We start from the raw sequence: 19,431 nt of genomic DNA on the forward strand, positions 1-19,431 counted from the left end.
TAATCCACAACCGTAAGAGGTTGTGGATTTTTTACATTTTCAAAGTAAGAGCTCCACATGCTCATTGAAGCTTGCAAGGAGCTGCCGTAAACCTGCCTTTGTGACGCTTGCATTTTGCTTTATTGCTGAGTGCGATCACGATTGTCACAGTGGCAGGTGACGCACACCATGGGAAGTCCGACTCCTACATGATAAGGACCTGCTTATTGTTTTTTCAATTGAAACAATCGAATATGAGCAAAAAAATAAGGGCTATATTTGGGTAGGTGATTACCTTCATCTATGAGGAAATGGATGAGGATAAAGACGTTCCAAACATTAAACCTATAGCCCCTGTTGAGAATGAAACATTAAACACTCCACTTGATGAATTAAAGGTCGAGCTGACCGATAACGGATCAGGTTTGGATTTGGATACATAATCTGTTCTTTTGGATGGAACGGATAATACGAATGAAGTGCACTATTCTCCAAATACAAATGTATTAACCTATCCTGGGGAATATGTGGATGACGGCTATTGTGAGCTTGTTATTGAAGAATTCGCAGGAACGTTCGTTCGCGTCTGCTGGCAAAGAAGCAGTAAGTAATCCCAAGTCTATCTCGACAATGCCGCCCACAATGAACTGGCATCGGTGAGGCCGAATCTCTTACGCAATCCGAATGAGATGCTGTCAGAATTTAAACTCAATTAATATTTACGTAACAAAGGTTGGGTGCTGCAACGGAATGATCCGCCAAAGCTTCTGGAAATTGAAAAATCCGCAGTCTTAACGTTATAGCATAACGATTGAGGCTCTCACCAATCTCCACTAAAGGTATTTCAATTGCAGTAATATTCATAATTTTAGCTATTGGATGATTGTCAAACCCTATAACTGCCAGTTCATCCAGTATTGAAATTCCTTTTCCTTACTACACGTAACAATTCCTGCAGCTACGTGGTCGTTTGAAACCACGCGTGTATATTACGAAGATGCCCCTGAATTTGGCGATGTTCGGTGGAAACCGGGCAGAGTCGTTTCTCGCGGAGCATCCAGGTGAAACGTATGTCATTGGCGGGCATTCTCTAAGTGTATGTTTGCCTCAAGATATGCCGCAGCACATACAGATCAGATCAAAGGGGTATTTTACCTTGCATCCTATGCGGATGATGGCGGGAGACTGGACGGAACAAACTTGTCTGCACTGCAACTTACGGGAAGTAATGATGTTGTTCTGAACTGGGCAGCGTGGGAAAAAGCCAAAACCAATCTTCCGAAAAACACGACATTCGTGAGTACAAAGAGTCGCAACCATGGTCAATTTGGCTCCTACGGGATGCAAAAGGGAGACAGCCCGCCTAAGGTTACAGGACGACAGAAACAGCTTCAGCAGGTTGTTCAGGCACTGAAAGATTGGATGAAATCAGTACAAAAATAAATAAAGGACCGTAAGTGTTCATCTTCCATCGATGAATGCTTTCGGTCCTTTTATGTTTAGTACAACGGTATCGGTTTCCGCCTCTCTTGGTTAACGTCTTCGGAAGGCTCCGCCGCGTGCCAGAGCGAAGAAGATGAGCAGGGCAATAATCGAGCCAACGATGGCTGGAATAATATGAAATCCGCCAATCACCGGCCCCCTTGGTCCCAGCAATTCCGTTCCTAACCAGGAACCTATAAAACCCGCAATAATGTTCCCAAGTACACCGCCCGGTACGTCCCGCCCAATCAAGTTGCCGCTTAACCAGCCAATAAGTCCACCAACAATGAGTACCCAGAGCAGATCCATGGATTGTTCTCCTTTCTTCGGATTTATTACAAGTTATGTTGAGCTCATTGGAATATACCTCATCTTCCAGTTGGTGGAGGGATCTAAAGTGTCTGTGCTAAGATGAGGGTAAATTATGATTCAAGCTGGGGAAAGGCTAGAAGGGGTGCACATTGAAGAAAATACTTGTCATTGACGATGAAGTCGCAATCAGAGATTTAATTGAGCTCGTACTGAGAAGAGAAAACTACGTCGTTCAAACGGCTGAAAACGGTAAAATAGCCCTGCAGCTGCTGGATACTTTTCAACCGGACCTGGTGGTGCTTGACTTGATGCTGCCTGACTGCTCCGGATATGACCTGTGCAAGGAAATCACCGGGAAACGTGCCGTTCCTGTGATCATGCTCTCTGCCAAGAATGAGGTAATCGACAAGGTGTTGGGACTAGAGCTAGGGGCGGAAGATTACATGACCAAACCCTTTGATAATCGTGAATTGCTCGCTCGGATCAAGGTGATTCTGAGAAGAAACGAGAGCAAGGAGGAATCAAGTGAAGGAACAGAAGTGAAATCTACACGCATCATTCATGAAGAGCTGACATTTGATCTGGAAAGCCGCAGGGTGCTGAAAAACGGTGTACCCGTGTCTTTAACGGCCAAAGAGTTTAAAATTCTGGAAACGTTACTCAAAAGGCCAGACAAAATCTTTACCCGGGATGAGCTGCTGCAGATCGGATGGGGATATGACTTTATGGGAGACAGTCGTAGTGTAGATATGACCATCATGCGATTACGGAAGAAGCTGGAGGATAACGCGGACGAACCGAAGTATGTCAGGACGATCTATGGATTTGGCTATCAACTTGGAGGTGGCGAGGCCTGAAGTATGCAACCCGGTTACTGCTGAATTATTTATTTTTCTCCGTGCTGTCCTTTGGTATCATCATTTTTGCGGTGAATAAAGCCATCGATTACTACAGCTTCATTACCATTGAAAAACAGATGATGGAGAAGGCGGATCTGTCCGAGTTGTCCTTCCGTGAGGTGTTATCACAGCATAGGTCATCTTCAGGAGAGCCCCAGACCAAGGAAATTGTCAGACTTGCTCAGGAGAAGCTGAAAGCTTCGGGCAAGGAAGTACGTATCTATGACAGCTCCAAGCAGTTGCTGGGCCTGGCTGTGGACGGCATCATCATTAATGACGGCAAACCTCTTATTTTTGAAAAAAATATTGAGAAAGCCCTGAGCGGCAGTTATGCCTACACCGTAACGGAAGATCATCTGCTTTATTTTGCGACGCCCATTCAGGATCAATTCTACGAAAACGCTTATGTGTATGAGTTCGTGGAGGACATTTCCTACTTTTATGCGATTATGGATCAAATCCGTTATATCCTGTTTGCGGGTGCAGGCGGATTTATTGTGCTGATTACGTTATCCAGCCTGTGGATTGCCCGCAACACAACCAAGCCGATTAAGCTGTTGCTTGGCGCCACGCAAAGTTTCTCTAGACAGGAGTTTCGGAGAGTTCATCTAAACCGGAAGGATGAGCTGGGCATGCTGGCAGATGGGCTGGACTCCATGGGGCGGCAGCTTCATGATTACATTCAGTACCAGAAACAATTTGTCTCCAACGTATCTCACGAGTTAAAAACACCCTTGGCAGCCATTCGTGGTTTCTCTCAATACTTGCTTGAAGGGGAGAACGAGAACAAGGAGCTGCAAAAAATCTATGCTCATCTGCTGCAGGAATCGGATCGGCTGACGCGCTTGATTAATGAACTGTTGTTGTTATCCCGATTCGACAAGGCTGGTTCTAACGAACTGGAAGTCGAGAAAACGGAAATGAACGAACTGATTCAGCAAGTCGCAACGAGAATGGCTGCCAAGGCCAAAGATAAAGGAATCGAGATTATGTTCAGGGAGGCGGAAGCGAAATCGGAGGATAAGCTTCTGACGAGAGTCCACGCCAACGTGAATCCAATGCTGATGTCCCATGCGATCGCCAACCTTCTGGACAATGCCATCAAATATTCAGGCAGTCCATCGCTAATCGAATTGAAGTTGGAACATACGCCAAGCGAGGTAGTTATACGGATACGTGATCAAGGTATCGGTATCGCGGGCGATGAGCTGGAGAGAGTGCAGGAACGTTTTTACCGGGCGAAAAATGCAAGCACAGCGAACGGTTCAGGTCTTGGACTTTCTATTTGCAAAGAGATTGTAGAGCGGTTTAATGGATATATCGACATGGAAAGTCAAATCGGGGAAGGAACGACCGTTACGATTATGTTACCCCGTGCGTAAACACGCGCGTGAATAGTAACGTTACAAGATTGATACAATTTTGTTATGAGACTAACAAATGCTTTTTTTATAATTACTTCATAAGAAGAAATCACACATTTATGGAGGGATCATGATGAAATTGATAAACAAAGCTACAGGTGTTATCCTGCTGAGTATTTTACTAACGATGGCACTGACGGGCTGTCAGTCCAGTGATGCTACATCTCCAGCAACCGGACAGAACACAGCGAATGAACAAAGCATAGGCGAAGGAGCAACCAATTCTACTGCGCCTGCTTCAGAAAATTCGGAAGAAAAGGGTACTGAAGCTATTAAGGAAGGTTCGATGGAGAAGGAAGGCAATGTGGTGCTGAAGGAGCTTGCTTTTGTCTATAATGAGCACACCATTGCGATTTCGGACACAGCGAATGAAGATCAGATGGAACAGATGCTGGGCAAACCGGATAACCTGAAATCTCATACGTACAGTGCCGACGATGGAACAAACATGGATACGTTAATCGGTTTTACAGAAAAAGTGTATACGTATCCTGGTCTGGAGATTAAAACAATCAGTATACCGGAGGGGAAACAAGACTCCATCTTTCATATCGAAATTACAGATCCTAAGTACGCAACAGTGCGAAACATTAAAGCAGGAGATAGCCTGGATACACTCAAAAACGCCTACCCTGAGGGGAAACTTCTTGGTGATGGAGCCCCTAATGAGGAGGATGACTTCCGTTACGAGCCATCCAATTATGTGGATGTGATGTCTTTTCATATCAAGGATGCCAAGGTGGAGAGCATTCAGATCTACAGCCTTCTGGACTAATATAAAGTCGAAGGACAAGAACATAATCCTATTGAAGTCGCTAATTTAGCGGCTTTTTTGCTTTGATCGCCATCTTTATGGGACGTGATCTATAACTTTAAAGCTCAAACTTAAAATCAGATATGGATTTTAGATTGAGCTTCGTGCTAATCTAACATGATTTTCTCGTTAACCATTTGATAGTAATACTCATCCATCTGTTCTGCCGTAACATCTTCTTCAAGATGATATATCCACCACGTCACAAGTAAACTAATGACCCCTGAATGATATTCGGCTAAGAGTTCTATGGGAGGTGAGAATTGCTTACCTCTTCTTTTTAGTGCAAGAAAATCTCTTCTGGATATATCTCCGATATAGTTTTTGAAAAAGTCAGTAAATCCCTTGTCATTCTTCTGATTTTGAACAATCGGCTCTAGTAAATTCTCCAACATGAATCTAGATAGGCTTTGCAAGGGCTGCCGAAGCCGATCTTCTATACTCATTTGTAAATAATCCTGAAGAACCCACGTGAGGGTAGCGGATAACAGCGCAAATTTATCCTCAAAATGTTTGTAAAACGTTGTACGGTGAACCATCGCTTTGTCACATATCTCATTAATCGTGATATTGCTGAATAGTTTGCCTTGCTCAGATAACAGATCTTTAAAGGCCGTAATTAACAATTTATGAGTCCTGGCAACTCTTAAATCAAGCTTTTTTTCATTGATTTTCATCTACACCACTTCCATATCGTAGTTTAACTATATACCATCCCTATATTGATTCTTACTATAAAATAAATTTTAATTATATATTGGTATTATAAGAAATATTTTGATTTATCTACAAGTGTAGATAAATCAAATTTCATAGAAAGGATGAAATTTCGATGTCTGACAAGAAAAAAGCTGTTGTGATCGGGGCAGGGATTGCAGGATTAATTACTGCAAGAATGTTAACTGATTATTATGAGGAAGTATGTGTGATTGAAAGAGATGAATTCCCTTCGGAGCCAAATAACCGGCAGGGTGTACCTCAATCTTTTCATCCACACCGTGTACAACCACGCGGCGCGCTGATTATGGAACATTATTTCCCAGGATACAATGACGAATTGATAGAATTGGGGGCGATCTCTTCACACGATGAGAAGCTTATAGTTACTAATCGATACGGTACATTAGTTAACAAGGAGGATCCTTCTTCATTTAAAATTGCATCGTGCAGCAGAGCTTTGCTGGAATGGGTGCTGCGCAAGCGAATCCAAAACATCCCTCATATAAGCTTCTTAACAAGTATGGAAGTTACCGGACTCATCGTATCTGAAGACCAGTATGCTGTTACAGGCATTTATACCAAAGAAAGAAGCGGTGAAAAAAGGGAAGACCAACTTTCAGCGAATATGGTTATTGATGCCTCAGGACGTTCTTCCAAATTGATTAGGTGGCTTGATAAAATAGGGTTGAATGTGCCAGAACCAGAAGTACTAAAGGTATCTCTTGGTTATAGCACCCGTTATTACAACATAAAATCACCCATTCCAAACGAATGGGTGATGTCTGATTCAGATCCTGAGCAAGGTATTCGTGCAGGCATATTTACGCGCATTGAGGATGATATCGCTGGACTCATTCTTTTTAACGCAGGAGGAGATGAATATCCTTCAACTCAGCCAGAGGAGTTTCAAGAACAACTCAAACATTTATTTGCATCAGATAAAATTGTGGAGTTGATGGAACGGTTGGAGCCTGTGCAAGGGCCGCGCGGATACCGTATATCCGAGTCTGTTCGTCAGCATTTTGAACTCATGGAAGATTGGCCATCTGGATTACTCGTCCTTGGTGATGCATTTTGCAGCTTTGACCCTATTCATGGACAAGGTATCACCGTTGCTGCGATCGAAGCTGAGACTATAGGAAAGTCTTTGGAAACACAGCGCTTGCATCCCGATCCGCAGTTTGAACGGAACGTATTGCTTCGTATGCAGCAGGCCATCGATCCAGCTTGGTGGCTTAGTTCCGTGGCTGACCTGCGTTGGAGAGGGGTAGAACATGGTGGGCCTTATGAACTGAAAGGAGTGGATTTTGCTCAGAAATATATCAACTTATTTACGAAGCAAGCGATGAAAAAAGCGGATCAGGAAAAAGATAACGATCTCTTTTTTATGCAATTCCTGATGAATGCTTTGATCCTTCCTCCAAGTGAATATTTCAAAGTGGATGTCCTGGACATGATTCTGAACGACAATGGTTCAGAAGAAGAAATTGAATTAAGAGCAGCGCTTAGTGTCCAGGATCCGGATTTGTACCAGCAAAAATTAGATGAGATCATTCCATTATTTCAACTGGAGTATATGGATAACTTATCATGATGAAGTCGTCATTTTGACGGCTTTTTTTATTTTGTTGACTATTATGATGGCGTGTTAGAAGTACAGTTACCCTTGAGCTAGCATACAGTAATTCTTTAAAACACTGTGTTACTTTTATGTTACAAATGTGAATCTGTGATACCTTGAACTAATTACGAAATAACATATATTTTATGAATTAATCTATGTAACATAAGTTGTGAAAACAAATACATGATCAAAAAAAACCGTAAAGTGGGATCGTTTTTTATCCAGATCAGCTGAAGGTTTAAAAGAAAGGTGGGCTTACAAAATGAGTCAAACATTTCAATTTCCTAATGATTTTTTGTGGGGAGGCTCGGTCTCTGCTAACCAAATTGAGGGTGCATATCTAGAGGACGGGAAAGGACTATCCATTCAGGATATCATGCCACACGGCATTCAGACACCTCCAACAACAGAACCAACAGAGGATAATATGAAGTTAGTCGCGATTGACTTCTATCATCGATACAAAGAAGATATTAAACTCCTTGCCGAAATGGGATTCAAAGTTTTTCGCACGTCTATAGCTTGGTCCAGAATCTTCCCCAAAGGGGATGAACTTGAGCCGAACGAGAAAGGCCTCCAATTTTACGACAACCTGTTTGACGAGTGCCGGAAATACGGTATTGAACCTCTGGTTACGATCTCTCATTATGAGACTCCTTTACATCTTGCTAGGGAATATGATGGCTGGGTGAATCGAAAAATGATCGATTTCTATGAACGATATGTGCGAACCATTTTTGAAAGATATAAAGACAAAGTGAAGTATTGGCTCACATTTAACGAGATTAATTCGATTCTGGAACATCCGTTTGTAAGCGGTGGGATCAACACACATAAGGATCAACTGAGCAAACAGGATCTGTACCAAGCCATTCACCACGAGTTTGTTGCAAGTGCTCTGGCTGTTAAAATAGGGCATGAAATTAACCCGGAGTTCAAAATTGGTTGTATGGTCATTGCTATGCCGATTTACCCACTGACTCCTGACCCTAATGATATGATCAAAGTGATGGAAGCTGATCATAAGAACACAGGATTTACGGATGTTCACGTGCGTGGTTACTACCCCGGTTACATGAAACGTTATTTGAAAGATAACGGGATTACCATTCATTTTGAACCTGGCGACGAAGAAATTTTGAAAAATACCGTTGACTTTATTTCCTTTAGCTACTACCAAAGTAGTTGTGAAACGGCTGATCCAGCCAAGCAAATTAAAGGAGAAGGAAACCTGATTGGTGGTGTTCCTAATCCGCTCTTGACCGCGAGTGATTGGGGTTGGCAGATCGACCCTCAAGGCTTAAGGTACATCATGAATGCGATGTATGATCGTTATCAGAAGCCATTATTCATCGTTGAAAATGGATTAGGAGCCGTAGATGAACTGATTACGGATGGAGATGGTAATAAAACTGTTATTGATGATTATCGCATTAAATATTTGAAGGAGCACTTGCTTCAAGTCGCTGAAGCCATTCAAGATGGTGTTGAATTGATGGGATATGCAACATGGGGTTGTATTGACTTGGTGAGTGCAACAACTTCAGAATTGAAAAAACGATACGGATTCATCTATGTGGATCGTCATGATGATGGTTCAGGAACATTGGAACGCTATCGTAAGAAGTCCTTCCACTGGTATAAAGAAGTCATTCAGAGTAACGGGAGCAGTTTGTTTCGAGAATAGTGATAGGCGCTAATGGGAGTAGAAGATGAGAAAAAAAATGTTTTTAATTATTGCTTTATTTGTTGCTACATTGAATTTGCGCCCAGCTATTAATTCCATATCTCCGCTGTTAGATACGATTCGGGAAGATCTGGGGATGAGTGCTGCACTAGCCAGTTTGCTAACTTCAATACCTGTACTATGTATGGGCGTATTCTCACCTTTTGCCGTCAAAGCAAGTGGGAAATGGGGAATAGAACGAATCATTGGATATTCCCTGATCGTGGTGGGAATCGGAATAGCCACTCGGCTATTTACACAGTCTACGTTCGTTTTACTTTTATCTGCATTGATCGTAGGTATCGGGATCGCTTCGATTGGCCCGTTAACTTCAGGTTTTATTAAAAAGTATTTTCCCGATCATGTTCCATCCATGATTGCACTCTATAGTATTGCGATCACTGTAGGGGCTGCAGTTAGTTCAATGGTATCCATTCCCTTAGAGGCATACTTCAATTCTTGGCAGACAGCGGTAGGAGGGTGGGCAGTAATTGCCTTTGTAGCAGCGATCGTTTGGTGGATCATGGTGAAGCCGCGATCTGAATCTGTTCATGTGAGTGAAATAAAAGAACGTCCGCAAATTAAACTTCCCTGGGGAAATAGAAGCGCATGGACGCTTACGCTCTCATTTGGATTAATGGCTATGTTGTTTTATTCTTTTACAGCGTGGCTCCCGTTAATAATTCAGGAAATGGGGTATAGCAAATCCTATGCAACGCTTTGTCTGACCATATTTGTTGTAATCCAAATCCCAATTAGCTTTATACTTCCTGTATTATTGAAGAACTTTCCTTCAAGAAGAGTATGGATGGTTGGTGAATCTCTGTTCATGATTGTTGGTTTGATTTTATTGATGATGAATTTCATACCGATGGTTTCCGTTGTGCTCTTTGGGGTTGGAGCAGGGGGCTTGTTCACTTTAAACCTGATGTTACCGATTGATTCTACAACCAATGTGAACGATGCGACTTCCTGGTCAGCGATGCAACAATCTGCTGGGTATGTCATTGGAGCACTTGGTCCAATACTGCTAGGTTGGATTCATGATGCTTCCAATAGTTTCACACCTGCTATGATTGGAATGATTGTGATCATCATCCTAATGATTATGACGCAAATTGTAGCAACACGAGGAAAACAAGTAACGGAAAGAGTCTAACGTAGTCATCCAGTTGAGAGCCATAACGACTTAAAAGAGAGTCCAGATGACTCTCTTTCTGGTGCGTATTTTTAGAAAGAACGAGTTCTCTCTTATAGTTCTCATTCTGTATTTACCATTTCTTTGAAAACCTCTCGTCCCAGCCATTCTAACAGGAAAGTAACAGGAACCTGAGTGGTGATGTTAGTGGATTCGTAATACTCTTCTTTTACATAATAAGGGATACTTACATCTGATATTTTAGCCATGGTGGATTGGCGATTGTTCGTTATCGCCACAATTTTATGTTTCTCCTGCTTGATCCGTTGGAGATAAGGTAGAACATACGGGTTTTCACCTCGCGTAGATAATGCAATCGTAACGCTATCTTTTTGCATTTTAATATGAACAGGATAATGGGGATCTTTTATGTACACGGAGCAGATCCCTAGATTTGAAAAAAATCGGGCTCCATATTCGCCCATTATTCCGGAACTCCCGATACCAATAAAAATGACGCTACTGGCTTTAGCAATTAACTTTGCTGCCATTTGAATTTTTTCCTCCAATTCAGGAGATTGAGAACGTTCAAAAAACTCATACACAGCATGATGTGGACTTTTCAACTCCTGCTTCGTTAATTTATCCTTTTGGGAAATGAGCATCTTAAGTTTTACTTTAAATTCCGAAAATCCCTCACATTGATTCTTCCTGCAAAATCGCATAATGGTGGCTGTAGATACATGAGTTTCATCGGCCAGCTCTCTAATACGCATGTACGCCACTTTTTCCATGTTCTGAGAAATATAGTTATATAAAGATAGTTCCAATTCATTATAGGATGAGATTTGCTCGCTGGTGAACATGGATTTACACTCCCTTAAGACCATAATAAAAAGAATAGATAACCTGCTTAGGCAGTATACATTACCTTCTCCTAAAAAACAACGCGTTACATTTTTGTTACAAAAATCATTTCGTGTCAAAGGAAACTAAACACATAAATAATATATATTTTCTTCTCTAATCTGAGTAACATGACGTTATAACATATGTTTGATAATTCCATTATAACTGGCTAGACGCGTCCATGGTCAGAGAACGAAGGTGGCAACGAATAAACCAAACTACCCTTAACTAGTTCAAGTTCCAAGCTTGTTGAGCTTCCTTAGTCTGCTTGAGAATATCACAATAGCTGTCATATGAAAACATAATGAGTTTGTTTTGCTATCCTAAAAAATTTAGCTTTACTACCTTAATATACGTCGAAGGAGCCCTACATCATGGATAAACAACAATTGTCCAAAGATATTCTCAAACTGGTTGGTGGGGAAGAGAATATCGATCAAGTTACTCACTGCATGACTCGACTCAGATTCAATCTAAACGATAACAATCAAGCAGACAGAGCAACGTTAAAGAACACACCTGGTGTTATGGGTGTAACGGAAAACGGTGGACAGTTTCAGGTGATTATTGGCAGTGAAGTATCCGAAGTGTATAAAGCATTAGTGAACAACATGAACAAGACCCCTAAGGGAGAAAGTGCTCCAAAAGGCGGAAAGAAACAAAGGAATCCGATCAGCGCATTATTTGATTTCATCGCGGGCATGTTCACGCCAATCCTGCCAGCAATTGCTGGCGCAGGTATGATCAAAGGGATCGTGTCCATTCTGGTGGCTCTTGGTTGGATGACGAATACAAGTTCAACTTATATCATTTTGTCCGCCGTTGGGGATGGCGCATTCTACTTCCTGCCCATTATTCTGGCCATTAGTGCTGCGAAGAAAATGGGGAGCAATGTTTATGTAGGTGCTGCACTAGCGGCCGGTCTCATGCACCCAACCATTACAGCGTTGCTTCAAGAGGGTAATACATCGTTTGCAGGCATTACAGTTATTGCCACATCCTATGCATCATCGGTCATTCCCATCGTCATTGCAATCTGGATTGCTGCTTACGTGGAAAGAGCGATTGACCGCATCACTCATTCTTCACTGAAACTGATTGTTGTACCAACTGTTACGTTACTTATCATGGTACCACTAACCTTGATAGCGATCGGACCACTGGGTGGCATTATTGGAAACGGTTTATCTGGGGGAATCGGATGGTTATTTGATAACGCATCCATTTTTGCAAGTATATTAATTGGTGGCACGATGTCTGTACTGATTATTACAGGCATGCACTATGCGCTGTTACCGCTTGCAGTTGGTTCAATCGCAACACTTGGTTACGATTTTATCGTTCCGTTAATGTTCGCAGCTAATATGGCACAGGGTGGTGCTGCATTTGGTGTGGGCTTCAAGTCCAAAAATACCCAAACCAAATCACTTTCATATTCTACAGGACTGACTGCTCTTATGGGAATTACGGAGCCTGCAATGTACGGAATTAACATGAAATTCAAAAAGCCATTTATTGCAGCTCTCATTGGGGGCGCAGTCGCTGGGGCGTTTCTGGGAACCTTTTCTGTTAAAGCCTATTTCATTGGCACTGTAGGTCTTCCGGGAGCTGCCTCATATGTCGGTCCAGACATTAGCAACCTGCTCTATGCACTGATTGCTGCTTTAATTGCATTCGTTGTAGCTAACGTAATTACTTATATTCTGGGCTTCCAGGAAGAGGCAGCTTCACCATCAGCAATGACCGCAACTATACCTGTAGTAACTGAGGACACTAAATTACAGGATCAACCAATATTCAGCCCTATGAATGGGGAAGTTAAGCCACTTAGCCTAGTGCCAGATCCTGCTTTTTCCGAAGAAATGATGGGTAAAGGATTTGCCATTCAACCTGCTGAAGGACGTGCAGTATCTCCGGTTAACGGAACAGTAATATCTGTGTCCAAGAGTGGACATGCTATTGGTCTCGTAAGTGATCATGGCGCAGAGATGCTGATTCACATCGGAATTGATACTGTAAAGCTGAAAGGCCAATTCTTCTCGCGAAAGGTACAGGCTGGAGCTAAAGTATCCGTAGGTGATCTATTGATGGAATTTGACCGTGAAGAGATCGAAAAAGCGGGTTACAATATGATTACTCCGGTCATTATTACGAACATGTATCAATATACCGATGTCCAATCGGCTGGGCGTACCACAATTAATGAAAAAGAATTGATGTACACAGTCAAAGCCTAATTTGATGTTATTAATAGCGGCAGTGATTCCAAGTTATACCTGGAACGCTGCCGTTTTTAATAATAAAACACTGCGTTACTTTTGAGTAACAAATGTGATCTCATGTTAATTCAAACTAAAATGCCGAAATGTATATATTTATTTGAATAATAAAAGTAACATAAGTTTTGCAAAATAAAATGTATTACAGACGGATAAGTAGGATTACTCTGAATATGGAGAAATCTCTTATGGATTTAACACTGAAAGGTGGAACATACAAATGAGTCTAACCATTCGATTGGCGGCTGTTTTAATGTGGGAAGTTCTTTAGCTACTAATTCAATAGAAGGGTCTTTATAGAAAATGGTTTTGTCCCAGATGAGTGAATAGTTAATTAATCTATTTTTCTAGAAATACAGAAATAAGAAGGTGCAATTGTTGAAAAATATGTGGAAAATATATTTATTAGCTGTAATTAGTTTTCTTAATGGCGCATCAGAATATGTTATTGCCGGGATCCTAGACAAAATTGCTGAATCTAGCAACATTTCAGTTTCTTCTGCTGGACAGCTAATTACAGTGTTCTCTATAGCTTTTGGTGTAGGTACTCCTTTTTTAATTGCATTCACATCTAAATTAGACCGAAAAAAACTCTTAGTTTATGCATTAACTGTATTCTCTGTTATTAACATTTTAATTGCAACGATAACAGGATATGAGATGCTTATCGTAGCTAGAATTATTTCAGCACTTAGTGCTGGTGTTATTCAGGTTACGCTCCTTACTCTTGCTGCGGTTTTGGCTGCTCCAGGAAAGCAAGGCAGTTCAATTGCTACTGTTATTATGGGAAATAGTACGGCATTAGTTATCGGTGTACCCATAGGCAGGGTTGTAGCTTCACATTATGATTGGAACATCATATTTATTGGTCTTGGCGTAGTAGGACTTATTCTCTTATTCCTAGCGGTACTGATAATACCCAAAGTAGTTGCTGAAGAAGTTGTTCCTTTGCGTGATCAGTTTAAATTCATCATGCAACCCCGTATCGCAGCAGCGTTACTGATTACGTTCGTGTGGTTAGGCTCATATTCCATTTTATTTACGTACATTTCACCGTATCTCCTTGATATATTTAGCATGAGTGATCAAGGTGTAACGGTAGCCCTGTTTATATTTGGTATCGCTAGTGCTATTGGTTCCAAAATAGGAGGACTCAGTACAGATAAATGGGGCACATTCCGTACACTAACTAGCGGAATGGTACTCCATGCCATTGCATTACTGTTATTCCCGTTTATAGGCCAATCCATATTTCTTCTATATATATTACTTATTTTCTGGGCACTAGCAGCCTGGTCCTCAGGGACGCCAATCCAATTTCAGCTTATAAGTCTCGCTCCCGCTGCTTCAGGCATTGTACTAAGTTTGCATAGCGCGATTGGACAAGTTGGAATGGCTGCCGGAGCTGGTATCGGGGGTATTGCTGTCAACCACAACTTGTTGAACTATATTCCATGGATCGGTGCGCTTGCCCTTGTGATTGGCATCGTAACAACGTTGCTTGATAACTCTCTATCTAAAAGAAAACAAACTAAACATTCTTTGCAATGAATAAACACTTGTATCATCTTCGTTTGATACATGCCCGTTAACGATGAACAAAACCTCTATAACAATAAGAAAGCAGCTGACCCAAGTGATCAGCTGCTTTCTTTGTTTTATAATTCATAACTCATTACTTTTAAAGGGTAATAAAGTCCGAACTATCCTACACCCACAATCTCTGGTGTCATGGCTGACCATGTGATGGCCTCAACTGGTGAATCGGCCTTATGAATATTGATCAAGATAATGAAGAAAAGGGTAGGCTACGTATTTAATATAGATGTCCTTACCAGCATAAAAGTACTAAAGAAGATATTCAATCACTAGTTTCGTACACACCACAAATGTCGCGGGACGAGAACATATTCCCATTGAAGTCACTATTATAGCATTTTTTTTCGTTGACTTTGAATCGGAATTTCTAGAACAGTTCAAGCGAGCACAAGTTTATCCGGTGCTATTTGGCTCAGCAATTACTGGTGAGGGCATTCCCCATTAAATTACAGCCATACAGAATTGCCATTCTTCCGTTCATTGTGAAAATACTTCTCTTACAAAAGGAAACCCATTTCATAGTACTGTAGGCTTTCGTATTGATCCGAATCCTCGTTCACTCGGTATTGAATATCATCTAGAAGTAGAGCTCGGCTCGCTACCTTTATCTTTTCATAAGGCAATTGAAGAAACCAACCGTCTATGAGACACTTAAGCAAGGACTATATGGTTGGGAAGTTCGCGATCTAATCGTGACACTTACTGATACTGCCTATGCAAGTGCAGTTAGTACAGCTAGTGATTTTCGAAAATTAACGCCTCTTGTGTTAATGAGAGCACTAGCTAAAGCAACTACTCAAATTTATGAACCCATTCATCGGTTCGAATTAGAGGTTCCGACTAATTATCTAAGTAGGATTTTATTTAAACTAACTCAAGCCTCTTCAACTTATCAGGATCCGATTCAGAATGACCAGGTATTTATGATATATGGCATGATCCCGATTAAGAATATTCAGTCATTCAAGAACCAACTTCCGGGTTGGACCGAAGGTGAAGGTGTATTGCTATCCGAATTTTATGGCTATCAGCCCTTCGATGGTGAAGTGCCTTCATGTACAAGATACGATCATAATCCATTAAATAGGAGCTATTCCTGTAATGAAGTAATTTGAGTTTTGAATGAAAAATGCGCCTCTAGTATACTGGGAATCGTTGTTCCGGACAAGAACAATACCCACATACGAAAAGAGGCGCACAAATGAAGTATAAGATGAAACAGAAACAGAATCAACGTATTACGCGAATTACGGAAGGTACGCTAGTCATAGGAGCAGACATTGCCAAAAAGATTCACGTAGCTAGAGCGGTAGATTTCCGCGGCATTGAATTAGGAAAAGACTGCGTGTTCCACAACAATAAGGAAGGGTTAACGAAGCTAGTAACATGGATGAAAGAACTTCAGGAGGTTCATTTGAAAACGGACATTGTTTTCGGAATCGAGCCTACCGGGCACTACTGGTTTCCGCTAGCTGCTTTTCTGGAAGCTCGAGATATAAAGGTCGTCATTGTGAACCCGCATCACGTAAACAAGAGCAAGGAACTTGAGGATAACTCCCCGACGAAGAGCGACTATAAGGATGCCAAGGTAATCGCAGACCTCATACGCAATGGGAAGTACTCTGAGCCTAAACTACCGACGATGGAATACGCCGAATTACGGATTCTCATGAATTTTCGTGAAAAGGTTATGGTGAGTTTGAATCAAGTGAAGGCCCGCGTGCATAACTGGATCGACCGCTATTTCCCTGAGTATCTCAGCGTGTTTAAGGACTGGGAAGGCAAAGCTTCGCTAATGACCATGCGCCAGTTTCCGACACCGGAAGAGATCGTCTCTACAGGCGCCAGAGGCGTTCTCGCACACTGGAAAACGGAAGTGAAGCGCGGAGTCGGTATCAAGAGAGCGGAAAAGCTCTTTGCGACAGCCGGGACATCCATCGGGCTTACCGAAGGGTTACGAGCTGCGAGACTGGAGCTTCTGAGCTTGCTCGACCAGTTTGAGCTTTTCTCTAAACAGGTGGAAATGACCATGAATCAGGTCATGGACATCTTGAGTGAGATCCCGGGAACAACGCAGATGTTGAATATACCAGGCGTTGGCGCGGTTACCGTTGCAGGATTTCTGGCTGAGGTTGGCGATCTGAGTCATTACGACCACGGACAACAAATCATCCGGTTGGCGGGCTTGAATTTAAAAGAAAATAGTTCCGGTAAACGGAAGGGTAAAACGGGCATCACCAAGCGCGGACGCTCCAGGCTCCGAGCCTTGTTGTTCCGTTGCGTCATGCCAATGGTAGCTAAGAATGAGGAATTCAAGGCGCTTCACAGGTATTTCACAACACGAAGTCAAAATCCATTGAAGAAAAAGCAGTCCCTTATTGCGCTGTGTGGCAAACTGATACGCGTCTTGCACACGCTGGGGACAAAGCAAATCGCATATCATGCAAACGATGTTCTTGGACCTGTACGACAAAAACAGCTACAACAGAACGCAGCTTAAATTCAAACCAATACTACCTGAACCTCATCTCAACATCAGATATACAACTTGACAAATGAAGCACCGGAGAAGCCGAAGTTGAATAAACCATAAGGGCAATGACCCCGTATAGGAGCGAGAATCGGCCTCCACCCCTTGGCAGGTAGAACGAAGGAATGTAAGGGCAACGACCCAGCGTGACATGGGAGGGTAAACCCCAAGGGAAGATGTGGAGATCCACTGTGCGATCATACGTATCATCCACAGTTTGGAAAATCGAGTCCAAGCCCTGTTCCCGTCACCGGCCTTTTCAGAAAAATATGGTTCTAAACCAATCTCCTTCCATTACCCTGAGATGTCGAAGTTGTAAATCTAAGAATGAGAGAGAAAACAGGCGAAAACATTACTTTTTAGTGGGAGGGGTTTGCACTGATATCTGCATGTTGGCCTGTCCATAACATGGCCAGAACATTATGCGGATCCATATTCATAAAGCTATCTTCTCAGACACCAGCTACAAAATCCTCCAATGTGTCAAATCCCATCTCACGGTAAAGCCCTTCTCTATAAAACGCATGTGATAGTCCCCATCCCGCATACACCCGACGACGAGAGCAATCTTTTGAATACCGAATTTTTCGGTCAGCGGTTGGTGCTGGAATCGAACGTTGTCATAGATGGTTACCTGTGGAAAGTTAGCCCGATCGAATGGAGGAGGCGTGTTACTGGGAGAAGAGGAGAGTCCATTGCCCAGCAAATTGGGGACGATAATAAAATATTTCTCTGGATCCAGTGCCATCCCGCTGCCAATGAGCCATTCATTCTGAACATGCTGATCCCCAAAAGCCGTTGGATAGACAATAACATTATCTTTATGTTCATTTAATTTTCCGTATGTTTTATAAGCAAGAAAAGCATTTGGTAACGTCACTCCTGATTGTAAGATGACATCACCCAAATTAAAAATTTCATAATCCATCGTATATTTTCTCCCTTCAAAATGAAAAACCACATGTTCACTGTGATCTCTTGTACTCAGTATAGAGCTGTGATACTCTCAATAAAAGTGAATAGAATTCAAGATAGTATTCAATAAAATTGAAAGATGAAGGGGGGATCATCGGATGGAATTTCGTCAACTGAATACGTTTTGTACGGTTGCAACAACATTGAATTTCACGCGGGCAGCAGAAGTGCTGAGCTACGTTCCTTCCAACGTCACGATGCAAATTAAAGCATTGGAAGATGAGTTAGGTGTTCGCCTCTTTGACCGGTTGGGCAAGCAACTCGCGCTCACAACTGCGGGTAAACGCTTTTTAACACACGCCCAAGGCGTTCTTGAGAAAATGGACGAAGCTCGTAGTGCTGTTCATGATAATGAAAAACTAAGTGGTACCTTAACGATAAGTGCAAATGAGGTTATTTGCTCCTACCGGCTTCCACCTGTCTTCCAACGCTTTCGTTCGCAGCATCCGGGAGTTCGTCTAATCTTCCGCTCAGTTCCGAATCAAGAGCTCAAGCAAACGCTCTTTGAGGGAACCACGGATATTGTTTATATGTTGGATGAACCCATTCGCTCGAGTGGACTTTCCGTGGAACCTTTGCTGGAAGAACATTTCCGATTGTTAGCTGCTCCAGATCACCCACTCGCCAAACGAACTGTGCTGCAATTGGAAGATTTTCATGAAGAAGTGTTCCTGACAAATGAGAAGGGTTGTCCCTATCGAACGATGTTTGATCGGTCATTTGAGAAAGAGGGGATTGATAGCATTACATATTTAGAGTTTCAAAGTGCTGAAGCCATTAAACAATGTGCAATTTCAGGCATCGGTATTGCCTTTCTTCCTGAGATCGTCGTGGAGTCTGAAGTTGAACGCGGAGAACTTGTTGTCCTCCCATGGCAAATTCCGGACTTGCAGGTATATACACAGATGTTGTGGCATAAAGACAAGTGGCTTTCACCAATCATGTTATCTTTTATAGAAGCAACCAGGGAAGTTTTTGGTTCACAGAATGAAAATAAAACCGTATAGCTTATGTATGAGAC

The 19,431-nt window shown here is 42.1% G+C and carries 16 protein-coding genes and 1 pseudogene; 13 read left to right on the forward strand and 4 right to left on the reverse strand.

Annotated elements, in window-relative coordinates:
- The first annotated feature begins 290 nt into the window (after positions 1–290).
- On the forward strand, positions 291–422 hold the full coding sequence (locus AC1S8V_RS16005; protein WP_482069867.1) for a hypothetical protein: 132 nt from the start codon (positions 291–293) through the stop codon (positions 420–422).
- 655 nt (positions 423–1,077) lie between these two features.
- Positions 1,078–1,422 carry an alpha/beta hydrolase gene (locus tag AC1S8V_RS16010; RefSeq protein WP_482069868.1) on the forward strand — a complete coding sequence of 115 codons (345 nt, stop codon included), beginning with the start codon at positions 1,078–1,080 and terminating at the stop codon, positions 1,420–1,422.
- 90 nt (positions 1,423–1,512) lie between these two features.
- Here the strand turns inward: AC1S8V_RS16010 and AC1S8V_RS16015 are convergent, their stop codons facing one another.
- Positions 1,513–1,770, reverse strand: a complete 258-nt coding sequence (locus tag AC1S8V_RS16015) for a GlsB/YeaQ/YmgE family stress response membrane protein (protein WP_024630063.1) — start codon at positions 1,768–1,770, stop codon at positions 1,513–1,515.
- A gap of 152 nt (positions 1,771–1,922) precedes the next feature.
- Between AC1S8V_RS16015 and AC1S8V_RS16020 the strand changes: the two genes are divergently transcribed.
- From AC1S8V_RS16020 to AC1S8V_RS16030, 3 genes are all read left to right on the forward strand, one after another.
- On the forward strand, positions 1,923–2,630 hold the full coding sequence (locus tag AC1S8V_RS16020; protein ID WP_482069869.1) for a response regulator transcription factor: 708 nt from the start codon (positions 1,923–1,925) through the stop codon (positions 2,628–2,630).
- Positions 2,631–2,671: 41 nt separating this feature from the next.
- Positions 2,672–4,054: a sensor histidine kinase gene (locus tag AC1S8V_RS16025; RefSeq protein WP_482069870.1), complete on the forward strand. Its 1,383-nt coding sequence runs from the start codon at positions 2,672–2,674 to the stop codon at positions 4,052–4,054.
- A 112-nt stretch (positions 4,055–4,166) separates the two neighbouring features.
- Complete coding sequence (locus AC1S8V_RS16030) at positions 4,167–4,871, forward strand: hypothetical protein (RefSeq protein WP_482069871.1); 705 nt, start codon at positions 4,167–4,169, stop codon at positions 4,869–4,871.
- A 146-nt stretch (positions 4,872–5,017) separates the two neighbouring features.
- Here the strand turns inward: AC1S8V_RS16030 and AC1S8V_RS16035 are convergent, their stop codons facing one another.
- A complete protein-coding gene (locus AC1S8V_RS16035; protein WP_482069872.1) occupies positions 5,018–5,587 on the reverse strand; it encodes a TetR/AcrR family transcriptional regulator in 570 nt (189 codons plus the stop codon).
- Between the two features lie 155 nt (positions 5,588–5,742).
- Here AC1S8V_RS16035 and AC1S8V_RS16040 point away from each other — a divergent pair, with 155 nt between their 5' ends.
- From AC1S8V_RS16040 to AC1S8V_RS16050, 3 genes are all read left to right on the forward strand, one after another.
- Entirely contained in the window at positions 5,743–7,224 is a 1,482-nt protein-coding gene (locus tag AC1S8V_RS16040) for an FAD-dependent oxidoreductase (RefSeq protein WP_482069873.1), read from the forward strand.
- A 292-nt stretch (positions 7,225–7,516) separates the two neighbouring features.
- Positions 7,517–8,941 (forward strand): glycoside hydrolase family 1 protein, encoded by a 1,425-nt coding sequence (locus AC1S8V_RS16045; RefSeq protein ID WP_482069874.1) that lies wholly within the window; start codon positions 7,517–7,519, stop codon positions 8,939–8,941.
- Between the two features lie 25 nt (positions 8,942–8,966).
- Entirely contained in the window at positions 8,967–10,139 is a 1,173-nt protein-coding gene (locus AC1S8V_RS16050; protein WP_482069875.1) for an MFS transporter, read from the forward strand.
- 101 nt (positions 10,140–10,240) lie between these two features.
- Here AC1S8V_RS16050 and AC1S8V_RS16055 read toward each other — a convergent pair whose 3' ends face one another.
- Positions 10,241–10,984, reverse strand: coding sequence for a MurR/RpiR family transcriptional regulator (locus tag AC1S8V_RS16055; protein ID WP_482069876.1), 744 nt, complete (start codon positions 10,982–10,984; stop codon positions 10,241–10,243).
- A gap of 417 nt (positions 10,985–11,401) precedes the next feature.
- On the opposite strand from AC1S8V_RS16055, the gene AC1S8V_RS16060 reads away from it, so the two are divergent.
- From AC1S8V_RS16060 to AC1S8V_RS16075, 4 genes are all read left to right on the forward strand, one after another.
- A complete protein-coding gene (locus tag AC1S8V_RS16060) occupies positions 11,402–13,264 on the forward strand; it encodes a beta-glucoside-specific PTS transporter subunit IIABC (RefSeq protein WP_482069877.1) in 1,863 nt (620 codons plus the stop codon).
- 429 nt (positions 13,265–13,693) lie between these two features.
- A complete protein-coding gene (locus AC1S8V_RS16065; protein WP_482074499.1) occupies positions 13,694–14,857 on the forward strand; it encodes an MFS transporter in 1,164 nt (387 codons plus the stop codon).
- A gap of 671 nt (positions 14,858–15,528) precedes the next feature.
- Positions 15,529–16,020: a hypothetical protein gene (locus tag AC1S8V_RS16070; protein WP_482069878.1), complete on the forward strand. Its 492-nt coding sequence runs from the start codon at positions 15,529–15,531 to the stop codon at positions 16,018–16,020.
- Between the two features lie 86 nt (positions 16,021–16,106).
- Complete coding sequence (locus tag AC1S8V_RS16075) at positions 16,107–17,405, forward strand: IS110 family RNA-guided transposase (protein ID WP_482069879.1); 1,299 nt, start codon at positions 16,107–16,109, stop codon at positions 17,403–17,405.
- A gap of 392 nt (positions 17,406–17,797) precedes the next feature.
- Here the strand turns inward: AC1S8V_RS16075 and AC1S8V_RS16080 are convergent.
- Positions 17,798–18,363, reverse strand: a pseudogene (locus AC1S8V_RS16080) (alpha/beta hydrolase family protein); the annotation flags it as partial.
- Positions 18,364–18,508: 145 nt separating this feature from the next.
- Between AC1S8V_RS16080 and AC1S8V_RS16085 the strand changes: the two are divergent.
- Complete coding sequence (locus AC1S8V_RS16085) at positions 18,509–19,417, forward strand: LysR family transcriptional regulator (protein ID WP_482069880.1); 909 nt, start codon at positions 18,509–18,511, stop codon at positions 19,415–19,417.
- The last annotated feature ends 14 nt before the right edge of the window (positions 19,418–19,431 follow it).

It is taken from the genome of Paenibacillus sp. B46(2026) (assembly GCF_056786355.1).